Below are 25209 nucleotides of genomic sequence, written 5' to 3' on the forward strand. Positions count from 1 at the left end.
TGGTATTTATATTATGAGCAATATCCTGGAGTATCTTATGGATTGTCTGTGGCGGATCAGCTGAATGGACCATGGTATCAGGTATCTGGTTACACCTTCTTCGCTGACTGGGATAAGTATTCATTTCCCTCTAAGGTGCGTCATGGATGTATGATTACCATCAGTAGAGAGGAATATGATCATTTGGTTGAAAACTTTGGAATAGAGAATAAATAAGAATTTAGTGGAGTGAATTGGGTGAATTCACTTAAACGTTTATCTTACGTTTATTAAACAATATCAAAAATGAGAAGAACTTATTTTCTTTCACTTCTTGTATTATCAACAATTATTTATTCTTGTCAAGTGAAAACAGAAACCGAATCATTGAATTACACCGAAATCAGAAAGGCTTTTCAATCTGAAGTAAATGGTAAACCCGTAGACCTTTATTTGTTAGAAAATGCTAGCGGAATGAAAGTAACCATCACCAATTATGGGGGTAAAATCGTTCATATGTTAGTGCCAGATAAAGAAGGGGAGCTTGTGGATGTAAATCTTGGATACGATAATCTGGATGGTTATTTAAAAACTTCTGAAATCTATTTCGGATCATTGATTGGACGATATGGAAACAGAATAGCTGGCGGTAAATTCACTATCGATAGTGTAGAGTATACGCTTGCGCAAAACAATGGGCCTAACAATCTTCATGGTGGTAAAGTTGGATTTAATAATGTGGTGTGGGAGGTGAAATCATCTTCTGCAAAGAGCATTACTTTGGCCTATACTTCAGCAGATGGTGAGGAAGGTTTCCCAGGAGAACTTGCAGTTACAGTAACTTATGAGTTGACTGATCAAAACGAGATCGTCATGACGTATGATGCGACCACTGATAAGGCTACACATGTTAATTTAACGAACCATGCTTTCTTTAACCTAAATGGTGATGGCAGTGGAACGGTTAATGATCATGTGCTGATGGTGAAAGCTTCTAACTACACTCCAGTGGATGAAACACTGATTCCATTAGGTGAAAATGCATCTGTAGAAGGAACTCCTTTTGATTTTAGAACTCCTACAGCGATTGGAGCTAGAGTAGATGTAGAAGATGAACAGCTAGGATATGGCAATGGTTATGACCATAACTTCGTATTAGATAAGGGTATTACGGCAAGTCCTGAGTTGGTTGCTACAATCAAGTCGGAGCAAACTGGAATCGAGTTAGATATCTTAACAACAGAGCCAGGACTTCAGTTTTATGGAGGAAACTTCTTGAATGGATCTGAAACTGGGAAGAATGGTACTTATAATTTCAGGGGTGCTTTCTGTCTGGAAACACAACATTATCCAGATACACCAAACAACCCTAACTTTCCGACTACCTTATTAAAGCCAGGAGAGCAATATCATACAGTATCTATTTACAGATTCTAATTTAATCATAAAAATATTTGATAATCAGGCTCTTACGGGTCTGATTATTTTTTTAAATGATGACTAGTGATGGTAAAACCGCTAAAAATGATTTTATAAACGTGGATAATACGTGTAATAATTTCAATAATCTTCACTAGATTTAAGCTTGATTATAATTTAAGGGTATTAATAAAACTCTAAATTATTAATTTCGTAAAACTTGAAGCGAGGCGGTAAAATTCGGAAGTTAAATCACGATGCAGATTTTAAGGCGTGGTTTGAAGGGATCTATCAAGATTACTTCGAAAGATTATTCCGTTACGCCTACACGATCACCAAAGATCAGCAAATGGCAGAAGACGTTGTTTCAGAAGTCTTCACCAATATTTGGCATAAAAAGCCTGATTACAATACCATTAAAGAGTTGAGTTCGTATTTGCATGTTTCTGTAAAGCATTTAGCCATACGAATGGTCTCTAAAGATCCCGGTAAATTCACTTATTCTACCTACGACGAGACACTTCAGGTTTCAGATGCTATTGATCCTGAAGATATATTGTTGGGCGAAGAGCTCAAGCAAGTTATTGATGATGTCATCGGTAATCTGACTCCACACGGCAAGTTGGTTTATGATATGGCTCGGAACAAAGGCATGACCTATGAGCAAATTGCTCAGGAGCTCGGGATTTCTAGGAAAACTGTAGAAAGCCACATGTACAATGTGCTCAAAAAGATCAAAGAGGCACTGCAAAAGCATTTTGCGGATTCAGGAGTGAATTATCCTTACTTCACGAATATCGGGTCTATTGCAGCGCTTGTTGCTACGGCGGTAGCCCAATCTATTCATTAGAAATAATTCAACATTTTAGGGTATTCATTGAATGAGCTTATAATTCTTAGGCTTTTTTATTGATTTAATTGTATTTGTTTAAAAAACGCTAAGTGTTTTAAGGGTGATTGGACTCTTATAGATGTAGCACACAAAGAATGGAACAACTAATACTGAAATATCTCAACAAAGAACTCACTTCCGTAGAGGAAAGGGAGTTGCAATCCTGGCTAGAGGAGGATTCTCTTAACCGTCAGGTGTTTGAGAACATGGTTAGTCATTGGGAGTTGTCAGATGTGGAGATCAACGCCTACAAGGAGAAGGTTTATGATCGTGTCATGCAATCAAGTCCTTCACCAGTTGTGGAGATGGAGTCTAGCAAAGGTTGGAGCAATGCATGGAAAGTAGCTGCGGTAATTCTTCTAGCTGTTGGTTTGGGCTTTGTATTCAATCACATGGAAAATCAAATCCAGCCAAAATCAGCGGTTGTTGAACAAGTGCTCATCGAGAAAGAGGCATTGTTTGGTCAAAAGTTAACATTCGAATTGCCTGATGGGACTATTGTGAAGTTGAACTCTGGAAGTAAAATCACCTTCCCAAAAGAGTTTGCGGTAAACCACAGAGATGTGAGTTTGATGGGAGAGGCCTTTTTCGATGTGACTAAAGATCCTAACAGACCTTTTAAAATAAATACCGAAAATATAGATGTCACTGTTTTAGGCACCTCATTTAATGTGGATGCTTATGCAGAGAATGAAGCAGCCGTGGTTGCGGTGAAGACTGGTAAAGTTTCAGTAGCTAGTAGAAAAGGTTCAGATGAAGTGTTGCTTTATCCTGCTCAACAAGCGTCATGGCAGCAAGACGCAAAACTCAAGAAACAGCAAATCGTCAATGAAGAAGCGATTTTTGGATGGTTGGATCAAACGATGATGTTTGACGATGATACTATTGATGAAATCGTGAAAACATTGGAGAGATGGTATGATGTGAAAGTCGAGATCACAACAAAACTCGACACTAAGAAAAAATTCACTGGTAAATACAAGAACCCTACGCTACGAGCGGTAATGGAGAGTTTGTCTTATGCCTATGATTTTGAATATGAACTAAAGGATAAAACTGTAATTATCAAATAAATGACGAAAGCCGAGAGGACTTTGGGGAAAGGATCTCGGCTCTCAATAAAGTTTCTGACTTAAACATAAACTCTATGCATGCAAAATTACCAAAATTAATCGTTCGCATGTCAAAAATTGCGATTTATGCGGTGATCATGTGCTATTCGCTCACCATGGCGTTTGGTCATGAGTCCATTGCTCAAAGGAAGTATTTGAGTGAGATTACTCTTGAGATCAAAAATGACAACAAGAGTTTGTTGAACCTGCTTGACCAAATCGAGCGGGCGAGTGACTTTCGTTTTGCCTATTCGAAAAAGGACCTGAAGGATAAAGAGGTTTATATAACATCGGGTAAGTGGAATATGGAATCACTTCTTCGCGAAATTTCTGTAGACGCAGGTGTCTCTCTGAAGCGTATCAATGAAACCATCACTATTCGTGAGGTAGAAGCTGACGAGACACCAGTAGTTTCAGAGAAAGTAAGTATCCTACAGACCATTAAAGGAACTGTAACCGATGAGAACGGTGAAGGCTTACCAGGTGCAACTGTGACTATCAAAGGCACAACCAATGGAACCATCACAGATATTGATGGAAACTTTACGTTGAATGCGGAAGAAGGGCAGATTTTGGTTGTTTCTTTCGTAGGTTATCAAGCCCAGGAAGTTTTGTTGAATGGTCAGACAACTATCAATGTATCATTAGATGTAGATACTCAAGGGCTTGAAGAGGTCGTGGTAATTGGTTACCAAACCGTCCAAAAGAAAGACTTGACAGGTTCTACCGCGGTTATTAAGCCTGACGCGGTTAAGAAAGTAACAGGAACTACACTTGCAGAATCAATGCAAGGTTTGGCTCCTGGAGTGACTGTAAGGAACGGTGGAGCTCCTGGTTCGGGTGCGGTGATCGAAATTAGAGGAGTAGGTAGTTTTGCTGATACGCAACCTCTATATGTAATTGATGGAATGTTGGCGGATGCTAATCCAACAATCAATACAAATGATATAGCTTCTGTTCAAATTTTGAAAGATGCATCTGCTGCAGCCATTTATGGTTCTCGTGCTGCAAATGGTGTCGTAATCATCACAACGAAACAAGGTAGTGATGGGCCAATGAAAGTAAGCCTTTCTGCAAAATCTGGTATTCAGGAAATAGCGAAGAGATGGGATGTGATGAATGCACAGGAGTTTGCAGCCTTGCAAACTACCATGTACGAGAACTCAGGATTACCTGTTCCCTCTTCCGTAGGAGCTGATTTCGATCCATCTATTGATACAGATTGGCAAGATGAGATCATCCAACTAGGTAAAATCAATGATTACAATGTAAGCCTTTCTGGAGGGTCAAAGAATAATTCATTCATGATCAGTGGAAGTGCATTCAATAATGAAGGTGTTCTAAAAGGAAGATCATTTGAACGTTACAGCTTAAGACTGAATAGTAAGAGCGAGATTGGTAGAGTGACGGTAGGTGAAAATATGGTGTTGACTCATTCCATCAATGAAAATCCAGGAGCAGGGAATCCATTTTATGATATGCCGCAGTTGCTTCCAGTTATTCCTGTACAGAGTGATGATTACATCAATGTAAGCAATCCTGAAGGATGGGGAACAGGAACAACCAACGCAGTGACCTATGCATGGAACCCGGTTGCAATCAATAATTTAAGTCACAACAAGTCTACTTATTCGAAGATTGTAGGTAATGCATATGTGGATGTGAAAATTGCCGACTGGATCACCTATCGATTCAATGCTGGTTTAGAAGCTAGTTTTGATTTTACTAAATACCTTCGTGAAGATGGTGTATGGTCATTCAATGCTGCAGTTTATCCAAGTTACGTAGAAGACAACAGATCCACTTTTATGAGTGGCTTGTTGGAACATACATTGAATATCAACAAAGACTTTGGACAGCACAGAATCAGTGCGGTATTTGGTACTTCTCAGCAATCATTTAGAAATGAATACACTACTGCGCGCAGAAGTGAATTGCAGCAGTTCAATGGTGATTATTTGAATACAATTAATTCTGCAGTAGGAGAGGATGTTTCATCAGGAGGTAGACCGCTAGATAGTTACATCATCGGTTACCTTGGTCGAATCAACTACACCTATGCAGATAAGTATTTGCTTACTTTAACTGGTAGAATTGACAAGAACTCTAAGTTCCAGGAAGATTATAGAACAGGTTTCTTCCCTTCTGTAGCAGCAGGATGGAGAATCAGTGAGGAGAACTTCTTTAACGTTCCATACATCTCCAATATGAAGTTAACAGCATCTTATGGAGAGATTGGTTTGGTGCCAGGTGCAATTGGGTCATGGGATTACGTTGGTAATTTGAACTCCAATACAAGAGCAATTTTTGGTAACTCACAACAAGCGTATGTTGGTGCATACCAGCCACGTCTGATCAATGAAAAACTTCAGTGGGAAACTAAAATCACTAGAAACATCGGAATGGATGTAGGATTATTGAATGACAAAGTATTGGTAGGTATTGAATACTACAACTCAGTTTCTGACAATGCAATCCTTAACCCTCCAGTAGCGAATTACTTTGGTACTTTAGGTGGTAATCCATACGTGAACACTGGTTCGTTGAGAAACTCAGGATTTGAGTTCAGTGCGACTTACAGAAAGAGAGAAGGAGATTTCAACTGGGATCTATCTGGAAACTTCACAACCATTAAAAACACTGTTGAAAGTGTTGGTAACCAGGGAGCTGGTATTGACTACATCCCAACAGGTTTGACCAGAACGAAAGTAGGAAGATCCATTTCTGAGTGGTATCTATTGAAAACAGATGGAATATTCCAATCTGAGCAAGATGTACTAGATCATCAGAACACTGAAGGTCAAGTGATTCAGCCAAATGCACAACCAGGTGATATCCGATTTGTGGATGTAAATGATGACGGTCAGATCACAGAAGATGATAGAGACTTTAGCGGCAAATCAGCCTGGCCTACACTTCAAATTGGTTCACAGTTTAACGCATCATACAAGAACTTCAACTTCAATGTGCAGTTGGTAGGGATCTTTGGTAACCATATTTACAACAGTGTAAGACAGATTTTGGATAGCTACCAAAACACTAATTTCCGTAGTGACATTCAGCCTTGGACAGAAGAAAATCCAAATACTGATGATCCAAGAATTGGTGTGGCTAGCGATGATGTAGCATTAGCTATGAATGGTCAAAACAGTGACCGATGGTTAGAAAGTGGATCGTACGTGAGAGTGAGAAATGTCGAGTTAGGCTATACGTTTAACAGTGACTTATTAAGCTCTATTGGCTTGGGCAATGCAAGGGTATTTGTCAGCGGCCAGAACCTCCTGACATTTACAAAATACTCAGGTCTTGATCCAGATGTAACAGGTAATGGTATCTATGAGCGAGGTGCAGATACAGGTAACTGGCCATCCAACAGAATTTATTCAGCAGGCATTCAGTTAGATTTTTAAACCATCAGAGCAATGAAAAGAATATTAATATACATAGTCATCATAGGTTTGGGGTTTGGCTGTGAAGAGAAACTAGACATTATAAACCCTAATGAACCGAGTGTTCAATACTTCTGGCAAAACGAAGAAGATGCCGTAAAAGGAGTAAATGCAGTATACAGTACACTACATAAAGGATCTATCTCCAGATGGATGCCAATGTTGTTCTCTACAAGATCAGATATTGGTCAGAGTAGAAGCCCGTGGACAGATTTAGCGAATGCTTTGGATAAGTTCATTCAGCCGGATTACAATTTTGGTCCGGTAGCAGGTACATGGTCTGATAATTATGTTGGTATCAACAGAGCTAATCAGGTTTTGGATAACGTACCAGGCATTGATATGGATGCTGCCAAAAAGGATGAAGTTCTTGGTCAAGCATACTTCTTTAGAGGATTGTTTTACTATCACTTAGTAACCTTGTTTGGCAATGTTCCTTTGATGCTTCAAACGACTTCACCAGATGATTATCCGGCGAATAGCTCAGTAGAAGAAGTATACAATCAGATCATTTCTGACTTAGAGATGGCAGTAGATATGTTGCCTGCACAATATGCAAGCCCTGATGATTTGGGAAGAGTTACTAAAGGCGCGGCACATGCATTGATGGCGAAAGCATACTTCCAGTTGAAAGATTACAATAGTGCACTTCCTTCATTGGAATGGTTAGTAGATGGTCAGGGTGGAGATATTTACGACCTTACCTCTGACTATAGAGACAATTTCCTAATCACTACAGAGAACAATGTGGAGTCTGTATTCGAGTGGCAGTTTGCTGAGAATCCAAATGAGTATACAGATGATGATATCGCAACTCCAAATCACAATTACGGTACTTCTATGGCACAATTCACTGCTCCAGTAGGAATAGGTTGGTCAGATGCTGAAGCACGCAGATGGGTGATCTATGAATTTGATGAGTTGACTGTAGATGGTAATAGAGATCCACGAGTAGAAGCAAGTTTCTTGTTTGACTCTACGAATATCAATGGTCCTAATGAGACAATGATCTACGGGGTTTCTTTCGCTGATAGATATGGAGACGGTCCGGATAGCAAAAGAGTTTGGGTACGTAAGTTCTTGAATGATCACTGGAAAAATGAAGAAGGTTATCGTTCTCCTAACAACTACAGATACATTAGATATTCAGATGTGTTGTTAATGTACGCAGAGTGCCTTAATGCGCTTGGAAGAACAGGAGAAGCGTATGCGCATGTAGACAGAGTTAGAGAAAGAGCGAATTTGGCTCCTTTGTCAACAGCGAAGCCAGGTTTGAGTCAGGATGCGTTCCTGGAGCAAATCAAGCATGAAAGATTGCTGGAGCTTGCGGGTGAAGGTCACCGTTGGAATGACTTAATGAGATGGGGAGATGTAGGTCCGGGATTAGCTGGAAATGATCCTGCATTTAACAACTTTGAAGTAGGAAAGCACGAATTGCTTCCAATTCCTCAAGTTGATTTGGATGTAAATCCAAACCTTGATCAAAACCCAAATTGGTAAATATTTTAAATCGCCGTGTGAGATTGCTCGCACGGCTTTTTTATACTAAGAAACGAACTAGCATATGTTGAGATCTTTCATTGTATCCTTACTTTTTGTGTCAGTTTTTTCTCTTTTGGCATGTTCTGAAGAGACAACTCCAGATATTAAAAAAGAAGAGCCAGAAGAGCCTGATACAAAAGTAGATTCTTTGTTTTTGAATCCTATTCATACTTCAGGTCCAGATCCGTGGGTTTTTCAAGCGAATGATAAATATTACCTCACCTTCACTACTGGGTATAATCTCACCCTCTATAAAAGTGATGTGATGTCTGACTTGGGTGATGCGTATTCCAGGTCAGTATGGACACCTCCTGCTACAGGTCCAAACTCTAAAAACATTTGGGCTCCTGAGATTCATCAGATTGATGGTGTTTGGTATATCTACTATGCCGCTGATGATGGAGACAATCAAAATCACCGAATGTTCGTCGTTCGAAATGAAAATGAAGATCCAGAAGTAGGAACCTGGGAAGATATGGGGCAGCTAATGCTGCCAGATGACAAATGGGCTATTGATGGTACGATCTTCGAACACAACGATCAATTGTATTACTTGTGGTCAGGTTGGGAAGGAGACGTAAATGTTCGTCAGGATATTTATATCTGTAAGATGGATGATGCGCTGACTCCAGTTGGTGAGCGAGTTATGCTGACTAAACCAGAGTATGGATGGGAAACGAATGGCGTAAATCCTACAGTAACTGAAGGTCCTCAAGTTTTGAAGCATGACGGTAAAATCTTTATCGTTTACTCTGCTGGAGCATGCTGGACTGATGGCTATGCATTGGGGCTATTGACGGCAGATGATGAGGCAGATTTGATGGATCCAGAATCGTGGACTAAGTCAGAGGAGCCTGTTTTCAGCAAGAACGATGAAGGAAATGCTTACGGCCCAGGACATAATAGCTTTTTCACATCGAAAGATGGTACCGAAGATTGGATTATCTACCATGCAAATCCACAACCAGGTCAGGGATGTGGAGGCAACAGGTCTATTAGAATCCAACCTTTTAACTGGGATGAGAACGGTTACCCGGATTTTGGTGTACCTCATCCACTTTATGAAAAACTGACCAAACCCTCAGGTGAATATTGATTTAACTACCTAACCCTATTCAAAAATGTATAAGAAATTATTAGCTGTTGCAGCCGTTCTGGCAGCAACCATAGGGCTTTATGCTCAAGAAAATATTGTGAGCCTTGATTTTGAGGTTCAAAAAGGTGATATATCCATCGTAGATATTGATGCCGATGGAGATCAGGATATCCTCATTGTAGGTGAAAATGGAGGTGTTCCAATGGTTCAATTATTTCAGAACAATGGTGATTTGACCTTCGAAAAAGTGGAGTCTGTTTTTCAAGGAGGTAACGTTCCTACCTTGGATTTTGGAGATGTAAATGGTGATGGATTAATGGATGTCCTTCAGTCAGGTTTTGGGGATACACCTTTTGTTAATCTTTACACTTCCAATGAATCTAATGAATTTGCTGTGGATGAATTATCCAGTAGTCTGATTCAGATTGCTCCAGGTCTAGGAATTGCCGATTTGAACAATGATGGCCATACCGATATATTCATCTTTGGAAATCATAACATTGAAGATCAGCGACCAAAAGTGTATTTGGGAAATAGTGAAGGTGGATTTGATGCAACTTCACCATTTGATTCCTATCAGTTTATAGATTCTAAACCTCAAGCAGTAGACTATGATTCAGATGGAGATTTGGACTTGTGGGTAATGGCTGGATACGAGGTGAATAAAGATGCCAGGTTTGGAATGATTTTCGAAAATGATGGTGGAGAATTCACTGCTGTAGATCCGGGGATTGTGAATAAAGGTCCAGGTTCTTCTGATTGGGGTGATTATGATGCTGATGGTGATCTTGATTTGTTGATTGGAGGATACGGCTATGTGAATTCTGGAGAAGATAATGACCTAATCTACCGCATTTATGAAAATGATGGCGGTACTTTCACGGAGGCGGTTGTTTTCCAACCATTTGGGGCATTCAGTCCAGGCAATTCCTCTCGTTTTGCAGATTGGGATAACGACGGTGATTTAGATGTAATTGTTACTGGTTGGAATCCAGATGCCGGAGGTCAAAGAGTTGGGTTCTTTATCAATACTGGAGGATCTTTTGAACTTGCCGATTACAGTCATTCGGTTCCAGGAGTTTCGGAGAGTGCTATTGAAGTGGGAGATTTAGATAATGATGGTGATCTGGATTTGGTGATCAATGGTTTTTCTGGAAACCAATGGAATGGCGAAGGATCAGCCTTTGGTAGAAATATTTCTGTGGTAATAGAAAATACAACTGCAGGAAGTAACGAAGCACCAGCAGCGCCATCCAATTTAGCTGCTGAGTCCATTAGTCAGAAAGCAGTCTTTAGTTGGGATGCTCCAACAGATGATCACTCTTCTGTATTGACGTATAATTTCTACTTGATTGATTCTGAAGGATACTATTATTATGCTCCGTTGGCAGACATGACTACTGGGGATCTGATGATACAGCAAAAAGGAAATGTGGAACTCAATACTTCATGGACTGTTCAGGATTTGCCTTATGGTGAATATGAGTGGGGAGTACAGGCGATAGATAATAGCTTTGAGGGTTCTACTTTCGCATCTGGCAATTTCACACACCAAGAGCTGGTATTGAGTTCAGGGGATATTGCTGATGCCGTAATCTATCCTAATCCATCAGTGTCTAAAATCAATCTTTACAATAGCACTTCTGTCGTTGAAGTTGGTGTGCTAACTCTCGATGGCAAATTGGTCAAAACGCTAAAAAACCAGGAAGGTACTTCGTATTTGGAGATACAAGTAGCTAGTGGAATTTATTTAGTGAAAATGACGCATTCTGATGGATCGGTTACTACACAAAAAGCTGTAGTCAAATAATACTAAGGCGGGATTTCAACTTTGTATGAAATCCATTGGATGGTCTGCAAAGGCCATCCATTTTTAAGCTTTCCAGCAACTTGCTACTAATGTCGAATCAAATAAAAATAAATGCACTTATGATGAAAAAGTTACTTGTTGTACTTCTTGCGTTTGCATCTCATCTTTCATGGTCACAGGACTATCCAGTAAACTATGTGCTGTCCGTAAAATCACCTGGTAATCCAGCTCAGCAATATGCTATTAACGGAGTTGAAGGTGAACTCGATGCCAAAAACGCACCTGTTTCCATCACTCAAAAAATGATGAACGTATCAGGTTCCAATGAGCTGACCATCACTGTGCGAGCGAATCAAGATACTTACATCAACTTGAGTGGAGCAGTTGATTTGACAGGTTTTAACTACGAACAGACTCAGTTTTACCTTCCTGGATTTTGGTATAGAAAAAACTTACGTTCTCCAGATAAAGCGCCAAATGCCAGAGTTAGTAAAAGCTGGATCGTTCGAGAAGACCGTTTGAGTACACCATTAGCAGGTGCGTACAATGAGACTTCAGGTAAAGGTGTCAATCTGGTTCGTTTAGATCAGAATGACGAAGTGTCACTTGCGCCCTTGAATCAAGGGGAAGTGATCCTAAGCGGGCCAACGAATCTAGGCGCGATCGGTTTTCAAGAGAAGTCTAACAAAGTAGCGCTAACATTTGCTATTCCATACAAAGAAGCGCCACATTCCTATTATAGAAAACTCACGCTAGGTGAGCCGGTAACTTCATTCATTAAATTGAATGCTGGTGAAACGGTAACCTACAAATACTTAATTCGAACGTATGATTCGAAGGACTTTTCTGATTTCGTAGCGCAATCGTGGAATACTTCATTTGATATTAAGAATCCGTCAAATGTGGATTCGGATGACTTTACTGATGAGGATATCAAGAAAACACTTTCTCAGTTCTGGAAGCAGTCATTTGTGACCAATTCAGACGGATTGAAAGGTTACTCTGGGGTGCACTTGTCAACGGAAAAATGTGAAGTACTTCCGTTGCTTGAAGTTGGTTTTGTTGGTAGAGTATTGCTAAACGCCTTCAATTCATTGGAGTTTGGCTATGAGCAAAACGACCAGCAATTGATTGATATGTCTCAAGAGATTTGGGATAGTTATTTAGCTCATGGATTTACTAAAGGCGGACTTTTCAGAGAACGAATAGAAGAGAATCACAACTGGGAAACAGATGTGTTTTCTATCAGAAGACAATCTGAAGGATTGTATGCGGCATTGTTTTACTTGAATTACGAAAAGAAAGCTGGTAGAAAGCATCCAGAATGGGAAGCCACTGTGAAAAGTATGTTCGATTTGTTTGTGAAGCTTCAAAAAGCAGATGGAAGCTTCCCTCGTAAATTCGACGATAGTTTGGTAGTGAAAGATGCGAGTGGAGGAAGTTCGTCATGTGTAGTTCCTCCATTGGTGATGGCTTACGAATACTTTGGAGATAAAAAGTATTTGGAAATAGCTAGAAAAGTTGGGGATTACCAGGAAACGGAATTGATCAACAAAGCCGACTATTTCTCATCAACACTAGATGCCAACTGTGAGGATAAAGAAGCTTCACTTTACGTTGCTACATCATTGTATTATTTAGCTCAGGTTACGAAAGGCAAGGAAAAAGCAAAGTACATTCAATTGGCTAAGAAGGCATCTTATTTTGCTCTGTCATGGTACTACACCTGGGACGTTCCTTTTGCTCAAGGGCAAATGTTGGGTGATGTCGATATGAAAACTCGGGGATGGGGAAATGTCTCTGTGGAGAACAATCATATCGATGTATACATTTTCGAATTTGATGAAATATTGGATTGGTTAGCTGAGGAGACTTCAGAACCTCGTTTCAGTGCATTTGCAGATGTGATCAGAACATCTATGCGATCACAGCTTTTGCCTTACGAAGACCATATGGTCAATATTGGTAAGGTAGGATATTATCCGGAAGTAGTACAGCACACCCAATGGGATTATGGCAAGTTCGGTAAAGGATTTTACAACGACATATTTGCTCCAGGCTGGACGGTAGCTTCCTTATGGGAACTCTTGACTGTAGGTCGTACAGAAGCCTATTTCAAATAAACTTAGAAGAACTATGATAGAACCAGCTATTCGATTCATAAAAACCTTCATTCCAATTTTGGTAATCGTAGGGTCGTTTCTTGCCTGTTCTGCCGGTAAGGATGACCCTACACCAAAGGAGCCTGAAGTAGAGGAGCCTGAGGATACGACTAAGTGGGTTATTGAGCATTCCGTAGCAGCTAACCCAATAGATCATATCGAATGGGGTACTCCTAAAAAGGTTTCTCACGAAGTATACAATGCTGCTTATCCAAGAATGATCCGTCTAGGTGGAGATACACTTCTGATGGCCTATCACGGAGGCGATGAAAACAATTCCTGGGACAATATCTATCTCCGAAAGAGTTTTGATCTAGGAGAATCCTGGTCAGAAGCTGAAGTGCTGATGGAGGACAATGATCCAGATTATTGGGGCTTTGCAAATCCTGAGTTTTTAGAGCTGAGAAACGGAGTGATTTTGATGGCTTTTACTGGCAGAGGTAGGCCAGATGATAACCAACATGATAACATCCAGATCATGCAAAGTGATGATCGGGGCCTGACCTGGTCAAGGCCTCGAATTGTCGCCTATGGAAGATCATGGGAGCCAGCCATGGTACAGCACCCTAGTGGAGAAGTGATGCTTTTCTACTCTAGTGAAGCTAGATGGTGGCAAGTTGCTGACCAAATAGAGCAAGAAATCTTAATGGTCATATCTGACAATGACGGACTCTCCTGGGACAATCCAAAAACGGTAGCTTATACCTCCTCAATGCGTGATGGCATGCCTGTGCCAGTGGTACTTCATGATAAAAAAGGTATTGCCTTTGCTATTGAATCTATTGGGAACTCCAATGGACCCTGGGTAGTTCAATCCAGTTTATCCAATCGATTTGAAGTGCCTGAAGGTAGATGGTTAGCAGCTCCAAAGACGCTTGTCAATTTTGGTGGAGGTCCATATCTGATTCAACTTCCAACCGGGGAAACCATTTTGTCTCTACATGATACAGGTGGAAGAGATATCGGAAGCGACTGGATGAAAAATACGATGTACGTCCTCATTGGGGACGATGAGGCGAAAGATTTTGGAAATGTGTCATACCCATTTCCTGATCTGCCAATCAATGAAGGTGCATTTTTCAACTCCGTCTGTGCTTTGGATGCCAATACCATCATTGCGTTGGCAAGCCGAAACTTTGCTGATGGGCATTCGGAAGTCTACTGGGTGACAGGTACAGTGATTAGAAACTAAATAAACTCAAAAGTCTCCCTTATTAGGTAAAAGGGAGCATATAAACAGGTAGTGTGTCGAGATCAATCTCAAAAACAAGGTCTATGAATTGCCTTAATGATGACTGTTTTTAAACAATTAAACTCTACACAACTATGAAAACAACTAATCAGAAAATGATGGTCATGCTGTTTATGTTTAGCATGATGTTGACTGAACTTACTGCCCAAACAGTACAGTTCGAATCGTTTAATTTTCCCGGGAGTTTCATCCGACATGCCTACAGTCGTGGACGAATAGACCCGAATGTTAATCCCTTTCAGGATTCAGAATTTAGGGTAGTTCCAGGCCTTGCTGATGGAAATGCCATTTCCATTGAGTCTGTCAATTTCCCTGGCAGATATTTGAGACACAAAAACGGTGAGATTTGGCTGGAAGCGCCCGACGGAACAGGTTGGTACAATCAGGATGCTACATGGTGGCTTCGTTCTGGAATCGCTGGAGGTGGCATCTCTTTCGAATCGTATAATTTCTCTGGAAACTACATACGACATAGAGGAGGATTGCTTTATAGCGAGAATCCTTGGGGTCTTCCTGCTGATGCGACATTTCATGAGCGACCTGTAAACGGCGGACATATGGTCGATGCTTTTGAAGGTGCAGATCCAGAGCTAACCAATTTTGACGGAAACTACCGAATTTATGTGACCAATCAGGCGGGAGTAATTCGATGTATGCGACCGTATGACAATAACAACTTGAAAGGGAGTTGGTATGCAACAACGGCTTTTACCATGCCTCCACATTTGATTCATGGCTGGGCTCCTGCAGTCGTCAAAAGAGGAAACGAGTACCGAATGTATTTTTCGGCAAAGGATACAAGAGGCCCAGATGAAAACAATATCTATGTAGCATTCTCCAATAATCCAAACTCCGGATTTGCCAACGAAGTAGAAGTAGTTCATGATGGAGCTGGAGGATGTACCGATGTAATTGATGCTGGTATTGATGGTGATATCATTTACTATGGTGGCTCATTTGGTGGTGGGGCTTTCATGGCTGATTTGATCAACAATGGCCGTGGATCTGCAAACCATAGAAGAGTTAACGGACTGACTAATTACTCTGAGGCGCCGTATGTGGGATATGTTTCTGGAGTGGGAAAAGTGATGTTGTATGCTCGAGGTTACTGGTGGGAAAATTCTTATGGTACCAACTGGGCGACTGGTGATGGACAAAACTGGACATATAGAGGTCAGGTTAATTTCCCAGTAGCAGATCAGTACCTTTTCAGATTGGGACATGCGTCAACAGTCAATGATTACATCGCGGTAAATAGTAATCGTGCTGGAAACTCGCCGAGAAGAGTGGCTATTGGTCGCTTAGCAGTCAATGGTCCGTTTTTAGAGGGCAATCGTTCAGAAGGCAACAACGAAGAAATGACTTTAACTGTGGTTTTGGAAGATGTGACGGATGTGGAAGTAGTTGCTGATTTTGGTGTAATTGAGGATAAAGAATTGAAAATTTACCCGAACCCTGTTCCAAACGAGCGCTTCTATATTGCATTTAATGCCTCATATGAAGCTAAAAGTGCACGGATTGATATATATGACTTAAGTGGCTCTTTGGTAAAAACTATCACAAGAGATCATGTGGAAATGGGCGTGAATTCTTATGAAATCGAAGGATTGAATTTGAAGTCCGGTCAGTACATTTTACATGTGATGAATGATCGAGGAGAGTCTCTTGGAAAAGAGCCATTTTTAGTAAAAGACTAAAAGGCAGTTGTTTCAGTTAGAAACATGATTTAGATAGATGATATGGCGTTCTTAGGAGCGCCATATATTAAACTTATTTATAACGTAAAATATACGGTTATATGCGTAGGATTTTCGATCTTAGTATATTCATTCAAAAGATCCCAAAATGATGACCTTCAAGAGAATTTTTTCAATAGCTCTGATGACTTTTTGTGCGCATATCCTAACCGCACAATTACAAGTCGCCAATGTGTTTGGCGATAATATGGTTTTACAAAGAGAGAAAGCTGTAAAAGTATGGGGACAAGCCAGTCCGAAAGAAGCTATTTCTGTACAGTTCAATGGACAATCTGTTTCTGGCAAAGCCGATAAATCTGGAAAATGGATAGTTGAATTGCACCCAATGACTCATGGTGGGCCTTTTGAAATGACCATCAGCGGAAAAAAGGAAGAATTACATCTTAAGAATATTTTGATCGGAGATGTGTGGATTGGAAGTGGACAGTCGAACATGGAATGGCCATTGTTCAATACAAAAACCGGTAAAGAATCGATCGCGAATAGCGCGAATAAGAATATTAGACTTTTCACTGTTGAGGAAGCCATGGCTGCCAATCCAAATGCAGATGTCACTACCAATGGATGGTTTGTAAGCAACCCTGAGTCGACACCAAATTTCTCTGCAGTAGCGTATCATTTTGGTAAGCAAATCAATCAAGACCTTGATATTCCAATTGGACTGATTCACAGTTCATGGGGAGGAACGGACATAGAAACCTGGATGAGTTGGGAAGCATTGTCTTCTGTAGATGGTTTTGGTAATTTGAATAAGGAAGAACTGGTATATCGTCAGGAGAACTCGGGTAAAATGAGAGCTGCTTTTCAAGCTGCGATTGCTGAAGAACCAGGCATGAAGCAAAATTGGTTCAAGCTGTCTGCGAAAGAATACCAGTCATGGGAAACGATAGAAATGCCCAAAATTTGGGAAAGCACTAAGATTGGTAATGAAGACGGTATTATATGGTTTGCAAAGTCATTTGAGTTAACCAAAGAGCAAGTGAAAGATGCTACTTTAAGTTTGGGGCCGATAGATGATATTGATGATACCTACATCAATGGTCAATTGGTAGGCCATATGGAAGACTGGTCAGTAGCTCGAAAATATAATGTTTCGAAAACGGTACTAAAAGAAGGTATCAATTGGCTGGTTATTCGAGTAACGGATAACACTGGAGGAGGTGGAATCTACGGAAAGCCTTCAGATCTAAATTTAAATACAGGTGGTGCTACCATTGATTTGTCAGGGAAGTGGTACTACAAGACAGCAGTCCTTTCATCTGCTTTTGGCAATCCATCTAGTGGACCGAATGATTTTCCAACGTGTTTGTACAATGCTATGATTGCTCCAATTACAGACTTGTCTATCAAAGGGGTGATTTGGTATCAAGGTGAGAATAACACCAGAAACCCGAAACAATATCGGGAATTATTCCCAGGAATGATCATGGATTGGAGAGAACAGTTCAATCAGGATTTTCCATTTATCTGGGTTCAGCTTGCCAACTTCATGACTCCTGCAGCACAACCGAAAGAGAGCGGCTGGGCAGAACTTCGTGAAGCACAATCTATGACATTGGCTTTGCCTAAAACTGGACAAGCTGTCATCATCGACATAGGAGAAGCTAATGATATTCATCCGCGCAATAAGAAGGATGTAGGGTATCGTTTGGCTATGGCTGCTGAAAAGGTAGCGTATAGTAAAGATATCGTTTACTCAGGTCCAACCTTCACTGGAATGGAGTTGGATGGTAATAAGGCTGTATTGAGTTTTTCAAATACAGGTTCTGGATTGAAAGTCAAAGACAAATATGGCTATGTGAAAGGTTTTGCAATAGCTGGTGCAGATGGAAAATTTGTATGGGCAAAAGCTCAACTGAACGATAATAAAGTAGTTGTTTGGAGCAGTCAGGTCAATGAGCCAAAAGCAGTTAGATATGCCTGGGGTGATAATCCGGATGATGCCAATTTGTACAATAAGGAAGGTCTTCCTGCAAGTCCATTTAGAACAGATCAATAAAATTTAAAAAATGAATTTCAGCATGAAAATGCTGTATCAAAAATTGTAAGCGTATAAATGACGTTTAAAAAATGAAGAAATTACTATTATTCTATGGAGTTTGCCAGATGCTCTTGAGCCTCTCGGTATCAGCTCAGGAATTTATTCCTAGTTCTCCACTTTATCGAGATCCTATAACTGATGGGGCTGCAGATCCTGTGGTAGTCTACAATCGAGAAGAGCAGAGCTGGTGGATGTTGTACACCCAGCGTAGAGCCAATGTAGAAACAGCTGACGTTGCTTATTGCTATGGAAATGACATAGGGTTTGCCAGTAGTAAGGATAATGGAAAAACATGGGTATACCGTGGTACATTGGATTTAGAGTTTGAGCGTGGTAAGAACACTTTCTGGGCGCCAGATGTCGTTTATTCGAATGGTACATATCACATGTTCGTGGCTTATATCCAGGGAGTGAGAAATCACTGGGGAGGTCATGCCACATTAGTACATTACACCAGTCAAAATTTGTGGGATTGGAAACATGAAGGCTATGTTGATTTGGATACGAAGAATGTGATTGACGCAACGTTGATCCAATTGCCTGATGGCCTTTGGAAGATGTGGTACAAGTCTCCAGAAGGTGGCGGAATCACCATGTCTGCAACGAGCAAAGATTTGTTTACCTGGAAAACGAATAAAAAGCCTGCTATTGGTGGTCAAGCACATGAAGGGCCGAAGGCTTTTTGGTTCAAAGACAGTTACTGGGTGGTAACTGATGAATGGCAAGGGCTAAGAGTTTACAAATCTGATGATACTGAGAAATGGGAAAAGCAGGATTTGATTTTGAACGAAGCATCTTCCCGCTTTATGGATGGTCCAAAAGGAGCCCATGGAGATGTGGTGGTGACTGGAGATAAAGCTTATGTAATTTATTTCACACACCCGGGTAGAAAATCCCACCTTGAAGCACCAGCAGATGAGCATGGCAACATTCCACTAGATCTTAGAAGATCTGTTATTCAAGTGAGAGAACTAATTGTTGAAAACGGAAAACTCATTGACAAAGCAGATGATTTCACTTTTTATCTTCCTAACTTAAAATAGACCTAAACACATAATCCGATGAAGAACCTATCGAACCTATTATTGCTTGCAGGCCTTGTTCTGGCCTGGGCATGTAGTCAACCTGCTAAAAAAGAGGAGGAGACTGCAGCAACTTATAGTAATCCAATTGATGTGGAATTTGGAGACCCATACATTCTTGACAATGGAGATGGAACTTACTACATGTATGGAACTGGAGGTGGAGCCAAGGATGGCTTTGCAACTTACTCGTCTACTGATTTGATCAACTGGAAATTTGAAGGTCAGGTTTATACTGGCAATACGGATAGCTCCTGGAACGAAAAGTGGTTCTGGGCTCCAGAGGTATACAAAAGAGATGGAAAGTATTACATTTTCTTCAGTGCACAATGGAAAGAAAATCCTACTAATGAAGAAGAGAACTTTATGATTGGTGTCGCGGTATCTGATAAGCCAACCGGCCCTTTCAAGGACTTGTATGATCGACCAATCTTTAACCCTGGATATCCAGTGATCGATGCGAACCTATTTGTAGATGACGATGGAAAAAACTACCTCTACTATTCAAGAGCCTGTTACAAACATCCAGTAGAAAGTGAAGTGGCTGACTGGGCAAAGGAGCAAGGCATGTACGAAGAAATTGAAGAAAGCTGGGTGTATGGTGTAGAGTTGAAGCCTGACTTTAGCGGTGTAATTGGTGGACCTAAACTACTTCTGAAACCGCCAACCAGAATGGATGATGAGCAAGCAGAGTGGGAGAGTAGATCGGTTACTTCTAATGAGATTAATAGACGTTGGACGGAGGGATCTTTCCTCTTTAAAAAGAATGGGGTCTATTACATCATGTACTCTGCTAACTACTATGCTGGGAAAAACTATGCAGTAGGTTATGCAACGGGTAGCAGTCCTCTTGGGCCATTTATCAAAGCATCCAACAATCCTGTACTTCAAAAGAATGTGGAGCAAGGTGGTGATGTAACAGGTACTGGACACAATATGGTCTTGTTCTCTCCAGATAGTTCTAAGATGTATTGTGTTTATCATGGACGAACTACTCAGAGTGGTCAGGATAGAGTAGTTTTTATTGACGAAATGCACATCAATAAAGATGGTCAACTAGTAGTAGATGGTCCATCTACAAGCAGTAAGCCACTTCCTTTCAGTAAATAATGTCTTTGCGAGGTTTGGAGTCATTTAAAAGATGACTCCACCTTAATTGATAAAATCAAATCATACATGTTCTCAAAATACGTTCAAGCCATATTGATTATTTGTGTCATTACAATGGCCTCTTGTGGTCAAAAAGGAACTGATTCCCCTGATCCAGAGGTGGAAGAAGTAGATGATCAGACGCAATATTTCAGCAATCCTATTGGAGGCTATGAAGCAGACCCGTGGGTAGTTTTCAAAGATGGGTTTTATTACTACACTGCTACCAATGGAGGATCTATTGTAATTAGGAAATCAAAGAATTTGCACGAAGTAGCAAAAGTTCAGGGGATCACCGTTTGGCAACCATTACCCGATGGAGAGATTAAGAATGCCATTTGGGCACCGGAATTACATTTCATTGGTGATCGTTGGTATGTGTATGCAGCAGGAAGTCCTTGTGGTGATTTTACAAAATGTTTTCAGGAAAGTTTTGTGTTAGAAAGTACCACGGAGGACCCACTAGGAAGCTATGAATACAAAGGTATCATTGCTGAAGGTATCGATGGCACTGTCCTGCAAAGGGAGAATGGAGACAACTATTTCCTATGGATGCGAACTGCTGATGGTGAGACCGAGCATATTTCCATAGCTAAAATGATCTCTCCATGGGAAATAGAAGAGGACATCACGAAAGTTTCAATAGAGCCATTTTTGGATTGGGAAACTCGTGATCAGTATACCAACGAAGGTCCTGAAATCTTACAGCGGGGTGATACTACATTGGTCATCTATTCTGCGAGTGCCAGCTGGACACAGTGGTACTGTTTAGGTGCATACATCAATGTGGATGGTAACTTGATGAACAAAGAATCATGGACTAAATACCCAGAGCCACTTTTTGAAAAGTCTGATGTCAATTACATCTACGGACCAGGACACTGCGCCTTTACACAGTCACCAGATGGTACGGAAGATTGGATTATTTATCATGCTATGTCAGATCCAAATGGAGGCTGGGGTGGTCGCCAGCCACGCATTCAAAAGTTTACCTGGCAATCAAATGGTTTACCAGACTTTGGAGTACCCGTGCCAGATGGTAAACGAATAGAAGTGCCATCAGGGACAGAATAAATTGCTTTAAAATATTAACGATTGGGGGAAGCCGTCGGCCTACGGGCTGGCGGTTTTGTGTTTCCGAGCATTTCTAAGATTGGAAAGACAGATATTCATTTACTTTGAGCAGAATTAGCATCACGGAGATATCATGAGAAATCTGAAAGACAATGTAGTAGTAGTGACAGGCGCGGCTTCCGGAATAGGAAGAGAGTTGGCTATTGAACTCGCAAAGAAAGGTTGTCACTTAGCTATTTCAGATGTGAATGAAGCAGAACTTCAACAGACTGTGGAATTACTCAAAGTCTATGAAGTAAAAGTGAAGGCTGACAAATTAAATGTGGCTGATAAGGATGGATTTTTTCAATACGCTGAAGAGGTAATCGCTCATTTTGGTCATGTGGATCGAGTGATCAATAATGCTGGAAGGTCTGTGGCTGATGCATTTGTCACGGGAACCGTAGAAGATTTTAAAATGGTGATGGATGTCAATTTTTGGGGTGCATTTCATGGGACCAAGGCTTTTCTTCCTCACTTGATGGAAAGACCGGATGCCACTATCGTGAATGTGTCCAGTGTCAATGCATTGATTCCGTTTCCTAACCAGAGTTCATACAACGTTTCCAAATATGCTATTTGTGGCATGAATGAGTCTTTGCAACAGGAATTAAATGGCACTTCAGTGAAAGTGATTAGTGTCTTTCCTGGAGGGGTGAAAACCAACATCGTCAACAACAGTAAATTCGTAAGAGGTCCAAAAGAAGGCATGTCTCAGGAGGAATCTGCTGCATTATTTAAGAAGGTAGCGATGACTTCCGCACCACGAGCAGCTAGGATTATTGTACGAGGAATTCGAAGAGGCAAAAAGCGAGTAAAAGTGGGTCCAGATGCTTATTTGTTTGATTTCTTAAAGCGATTGGCGCCAAAATTCTCCGTTTGGTTGATCGGCAAGCTGGCTAGTGCCTGATTTCTTTCAATAAGTTTTTTTAGAAAGTTTAAGATCTCATGTAACTTTTTGATCTGCCTGTGGCACATACTACAAAAGGTTAACATTTGAGACATACAGAACGTCAGGAATTCATCAAGTATTATGAACCTATTCACTCATCATTGGATAGGTACTGCCGGGTTATTTCAGGCAATAAAATGGACGGTGAAGACCTGCTACATGATACCGTTCTCACCACTCTCAATAGCTTTTCCAAATTAGAAAACAAACAAGCATTGCTGTCTTATATGTTTTCTGTGGCATCCAGAATTCACTTTAAACGGGCCAGAAGAAAGAAGTTTTATTCCGAATGGGATTCAGCAGAACTGGAAAAATTTCTTGGTAATGAAGTGGATTTGGATAGGCAATTAGAGTTTCAGATGATTTACGAAAAGATGATGACACTTCCGGACAGAATGAAGGAGACCTTGATTCTTTTCTATGTCAGTGATCTGAAAATGGAAGAGATTCATCAGGTTCAGGGTGGGAGTTTGAGTGGAGTGAAGTTGCGGTTGAAGCGGGGTAAGGAGAAACTCCTCAAAATGTTAACCGACAAAGAAAAATCAACATTGATCTATATGCTTTCACTATGAGTTATGATCAAAACGATATAGATAAGTTTTTCTCTGCGCTTCATGAAGTGCATGAGAATGTTTCAATAAAAAAGGTGCACCAATTAATTAATCATCCACCAGCACAGGCCAGGCTGGTGGAAACAAATTCTATTAAACCTTTTATTATTATGAGTGTATTAACGAGTGTAATTATTGCCACTACGTGGTTTTTATGGCCTGCTGCTGAGGAAAATGAAAGTGAACTGAAGTTGGAGCGAATTGAGCATTTTCCTGAAATGAAGGTTCCTAAACGGAAAACTGAAATCGCTTTAGAGTCACTACCTGCTGATGTAGCAACAACTGAAGAAGTACAACCAGTTAAACACAGTCGAGAAGTTGCTATCATAGAAACACAGCCGACAACTACTCCAAGTGATCAACAGGTGATTGTTGAGGATTCAGTTGAAGAGATTTTTTCTCAAGAAGCCAACCTGATGGATTGTGGTTGGTCTAAAGACCAAGTCATTCCTGCGGATCATATGGTGCTTCAATTGACAATCGAAGAGCTTTCAAGACTTGGATTTCAGTATGAGAAATCTGACAAGAAAATGGGTTTGTATTATTTGAATGAATATGACGGTATCGTTAGCTCGTTTTTAATGGATTGGAAGAAGAGAGGAAGCACCACTTTTAGAAGTACGTGGGCACCGCAACGTTCTTCTGATAATGATAATATTAAAAAGGATCCTTCTCATTTTGATTTTTATCCCTTGTTCATGACAGACTTTACAGGAGAGTCCGTAAGAGGTGCAGTAATTCCTGGATCAGCAAAAATGGATCAAAGAGATTTGTATGTAGGAATTAAGCTGAATCAACAAGTCTCGTCGTTATTTGATCAGGAGCAAACACTTTGGTTTCAACCCACAGAGTCTTTTTTGGCTCTTTTACCTGATAGATATGCCTACTTACCTGAAACGGTGAAATGTATACAGGAACTAAGAGGTCAAACAGGCAGAACCAATATTGTGTCACATTATCGTAATTCCATGATGGAAGGGATCCAAGCATTAGAGTTACCTCAGGATAAGTTGGAACAGATGGGATTCGAATTCAGTAATAACCGGATTGAATATTCTCAACAAGAAACCTCTATATGTGGTATGAAATTGAGCCTTGGTAATGATGAAATGGGAGTAGATATGCGTGTAAGGCACCCAAAAAGGCTATCTAAACTAGTTTTCGCGTCAGATAATTTGGGCCGTCAATGGGTAAGTTGGAATTGTGACAAAGAAAATAATGACAAATCCAATGAAGCATTTGTTGCTTCGTATGAAACCTTAATTCCAGTTATTTTAAGCAAATCCACCTACCCTTTTCTCGCTGAGGACCAGTACTTGTGGTTTGAAGCTACAGATGAACTGTTGAGTCTCATTCCAGGAGAGCAAGGACAGCAAATTCGTGAGGAGTATGAGTATTTAGTAGCTGAAGATAAATCTGATTTGACCACCTCTTGTACCTTTTTCGAGGCTTGCCGATCCACGATCCATTTGCATGAATTAGAAGTTTATCCAAATCCAACTTTCGAGGGGAAAGTATCTATCCGTTTTCAATTACCAGAACAATTAGATTTATCTATCACTCTTACAGATCTCAATGGAAAAGAGGTCAGCCAATTGATTTCAAGAAAGGCCTATGATTCTGGTTTCAATGAATTAAAGCTAAATGTTGAAGTAGCCATGCCGGGAATGTATCTGTTGATAATTAGAACTAATGAAGGGTATTTATCTCGCCGAATTATGATTAAGTAATAGATTCTGGGGGATTTTTCGAGAATCTCCCAGTATTCATTTTTCTTGTATTATAGAATAT

The 25209-nt window shown here is 40.5% G+C and carries 18 protein-coding genes; all 18 read left to right on the plus strand.

Going from position 1 to position 25209, the window contains the following annotated elements:
• A partial coding sequence (locus NXS00_RS21650; protein ID WP_258101372.1) for a glycoside hydrolase family protein occupies window positions 1-216 on the plus strand: 216 nt, incomplete at its 5' end.
• A gap of 69 nt (window positions 217-285) precedes the next feature.
• On the plus strand, window positions 286-1416 hold the full coding sequence (locus tag NXS00_RS21655; RefSeq protein ID WP_258101373.1) for an aldose epimerase family protein: 1131 nt from the start codon (window positions 286-288) through the stop codon (window positions 1414-1416).
• Window positions 1417-1618: 202 nt separating this feature from the next.
• Entirely contained in the window at window positions 1619-2248 is a 630-nt protein-coding gene (locus NXS00_RS21660) for an RNA polymerase sigma-70 factor (protein ID WP_258101374.1), read from the plus strand.
• 137 nt (window positions 2249-2385) lie between these two features.
• Window positions 2386-3363: a FecR family protein gene (locus tag NXS00_RS21665; protein ID WP_258101375.1), complete on the plus strand. Its 978-nt coding sequence runs from the start codon at window positions 2386-2388 to the stop codon at window positions 3361-3363.
• A 107-nt stretch (window positions 3364-3470) separates the two neighbouring features.
• A complete protein-coding gene (locus NXS00_RS21670) occupies window positions 3471-6812 on the plus strand; it encodes a SusC/RagA family TonB-linked outer membrane protein (RefSeq protein ID WP_258101376.1) in 3342 nt (1113 codons plus the stop codon).
• Between the two features lie 12 nt (window positions 6813-6824).
• Window positions 6825-8351, plus strand: a complete 1527-nt coding sequence (locus tag NXS00_RS21675) for a RagB/SusD family nutrient uptake outer membrane protein (protein WP_258101377.1) — start codon at window positions 6825-6827, stop codon at window positions 8349-8351.
• A 64-nt stretch (window positions 8352-8415) separates the two neighbouring features.
• A complete protein-coding gene (locus tag NXS00_RS21680) occupies window positions 8416-9489 on the plus strand; it encodes a glycoside hydrolase family 43 protein (RefSeq protein WP_258101378.1) in 1074 nt (357 codons plus the stop codon).
• A gap of 25 nt (window positions 9490-9514) precedes the next feature.
• Complete coding sequence (locus tag NXS00_RS21685) at window positions 9515-11299, plus strand: T9SS type A sorting domain-containing protein (RefSeq protein ID WP_258101379.1); 1785 nt, start codon at window positions 9515-9517, stop codon at window positions 11297-11299.
• 119 nt (window positions 11300-11418) lie between these two features.
• A complete protein-coding gene (locus NXS00_RS21690) occupies window positions 11419-13422 on the plus strand; it encodes a hypothetical protein (RefSeq protein ID WP_258101380.1) in 2004 nt (667 codons plus the stop codon).
• 13 nt (window positions 13423-13435) lie between these two features.
• The gene (locus tag NXS00_RS21695; protein WP_258101381.1) at window positions 13436-14653 is read left to right on the plus strand and encodes a sialidase family protein; all 1218 of its coding nucleotides are present in this window, start codon (window positions 13436-13438) and stop codon (window positions 14651-14653) included.
• A 134-nt stretch (window positions 14654-14787) separates the two neighbouring features.
• Entirely contained in the window at window positions 14788-16410 is a 1623-nt protein-coding gene (locus tag NXS00_RS21700; RefSeq protein ID WP_258101382.1) for an AbfB domain-containing protein, read from the plus strand.
• A 148-nt stretch (window positions 16411-16558) separates the two neighbouring features.
• A complete protein-coding gene (locus NXS00_RS21705) occupies window positions 16559-18469 on the plus strand; it encodes a sialate O-acetylesterase (RefSeq protein ID WP_258101383.1) in 1911 nt (636 codons plus the stop codon).
• 71 nt (window positions 18470-18540) lie between these two features.
• Window positions 18541-19554 carry a glycoside hydrolase family protein gene (locus NXS00_RS21710; protein ID WP_258101384.1) on the plus strand — a complete coding sequence of 338 codons (1014 nt, stop codon included), beginning with the start codon at window positions 18541-18543 and terminating at the stop codon, window positions 19552-19554.
• Window positions 19555-19572: 18 nt separating this feature from the next.
• Window positions 19573-20703 (plus strand): glycoside hydrolase family 43 protein, encoded by a 1131-nt coding sequence (locus NXS00_RS21715; protein WP_258101385.1) that lies wholly within the window; start codon window positions 19573-19575, stop codon window positions 20701-20703.
• 66 nt (window positions 20704-20769) lie between these two features.
• Window positions 20770-21816: a glycoside hydrolase family 43 protein gene (locus NXS00_RS21720; RefSeq protein WP_258101386.1), complete on the plus strand. Its 1047-nt coding sequence runs from the start codon at window positions 20770-20772 to the stop codon at window positions 21814-21816.
• Window positions 21817-21949: 133 nt separating this feature from the next.
• Complete coding sequence (locus NXS00_RS21725) at window positions 21950-22765, plus strand: SDR family NAD(P)-dependent oxidoreductase (RefSeq protein ID WP_258101387.1); 816 nt, start codon at window positions 21950-21952, stop codon at window positions 22763-22765.
• An 86-nt stretch (window positions 22766-22851) separates the two neighbouring features.
• Entirely contained in the window at window positions 22852-23379 is a 528-nt protein-coding gene (locus NXS00_RS21730; RefSeq protein WP_258101388.1) for an RNA polymerase sigma factor, read from the plus strand.
• Window positions 23380-23528: 149 nt separating this feature from the next.
• Window positions 23529-25148, plus strand: a complete 1620-nt coding sequence (locus NXS00_RS21735; RefSeq protein ID WP_258101389.1) for a T9SS type A sorting domain-containing protein — start codon at window positions 23529-23531, stop codon at window positions 25146-25148.
• Window positions 25149-25209: the final 61 nt, after the last annotated feature.

The sequence above is a fragment of the Marinoscillum pacificum genome (assembly GCF_024714495.1).
Lineage (GTDB): Bacteria > Bacteroidota > Bacteroidia > Cytophagales > Cyclobacteriaceae > Marinoscillum > Marinoscillum pacificum.

What these genes read in the sequence shown, in the direction of transcription:
- NXS00_RS21655 (WP_258101373.1), top strand. Translation starts at nt 286, where the DNA reads ATGAGAAGAACTTATTTTCTTTCACTTCTTGTATTATCAACAATTATT.
- NXS00_RS21665 (WP_258101375.1), top strand. Translation starts at nt 2,386, where the DNA reads ATGGAACAACTAATACTGAAATATCTCAACAAAGAACTCACTTCCGTA.
- NXS00_RS21670 (WP_258101376.1), top strand. Translation starts at nt 3,471, where the DNA reads ATGTCAAAAATTGCGATTTATGCGGTGATCATGTGCTATTCGCTCACC.
- NXS00_RS21675 (WP_258101377.1), top strand. Translation starts at nt 6,825, where the DNA reads ATGAAAAGAATATTAATATACATAGTCATCATAGGTTTGGGGTTTGGC.
- NXS00_RS21680 (WP_258101378.1), top strand. Translation starts at nt 8,416, where the DNA reads ATGTTGAGATCTTTCATTGTATCCTTACTTTTTGTGTCAGTTTTTTCT.
- NXS00_RS21685 (WP_258101379.1), top strand. Translation starts at nt 9,515, where the DNA reads ATGTATAAGAAATTATTAGCTGTTGCAGCCGTTCTGGCAGCAACCATA.
- NXS00_RS21690 (WP_258101380.1), top strand. Translation starts at nt 11,419, where the DNA reads ATGATGAAAAAGTTACTTGTTGTACTTCTTGCGTTTGCATCTCATCTT.
- NXS00_RS21695 (WP_258101381.1), top strand. Translation starts at nt 13,436, where the DNA reads ATGATAGAACCAGCTATTCGATTCATAAAAACCTTCATTCCAATTTTG.
- NXS00_RS21700 (WP_258101382.1), top strand. Translation starts at nt 14,788, where the DNA reads ATGAAAACAACTAATCAGAAAATGATGGTCATGCTGTTTATGTTTAGC.
- NXS00_RS21705 (WP_258101383.1), top strand. Translation starts at nt 16,559, where the DNA reads ATGATGACCTTCAAGAGAATTTTTTCAATAGCTCTGATGACTTTTTGT.
- NXS00_RS21710 (WP_258101384.1), top strand. Translation starts at nt 18,541, where the DNA reads ATGAAGAAATTACTATTATTCTATGGAGTTTGCCAGATGCTCTTGAGC.
- NXS00_RS21715 (WP_258101385.1), top strand. Translation starts at nt 19,573, where the DNA reads ATGAAGAACCTATCGAACCTATTATTGCTTGCAGGCCTTGTTCTGGCC.
- NXS00_RS21720 (WP_258101386.1), top strand. Translation starts at nt 20,770, where the DNA reads ATGTTCTCAAAATACGTTCAAGCCATATTGATTATTTGTGTCATTACA.
- NXS00_RS21725 (WP_258101387.1), top strand. Translation starts at nt 21,950, where the DNA reads ATGAGAAATCTGAAAGACAATGTAGTAGTAGTGACAGGCGCGGCTTCC.
- NXS00_RS21735 (WP_258101389.1), top strand. Translation starts at nt 23,529, where the DNA reads ATGAGTGTATTAACGAGTGTAATTATTGCCACTACGTGGTTTTTATGG.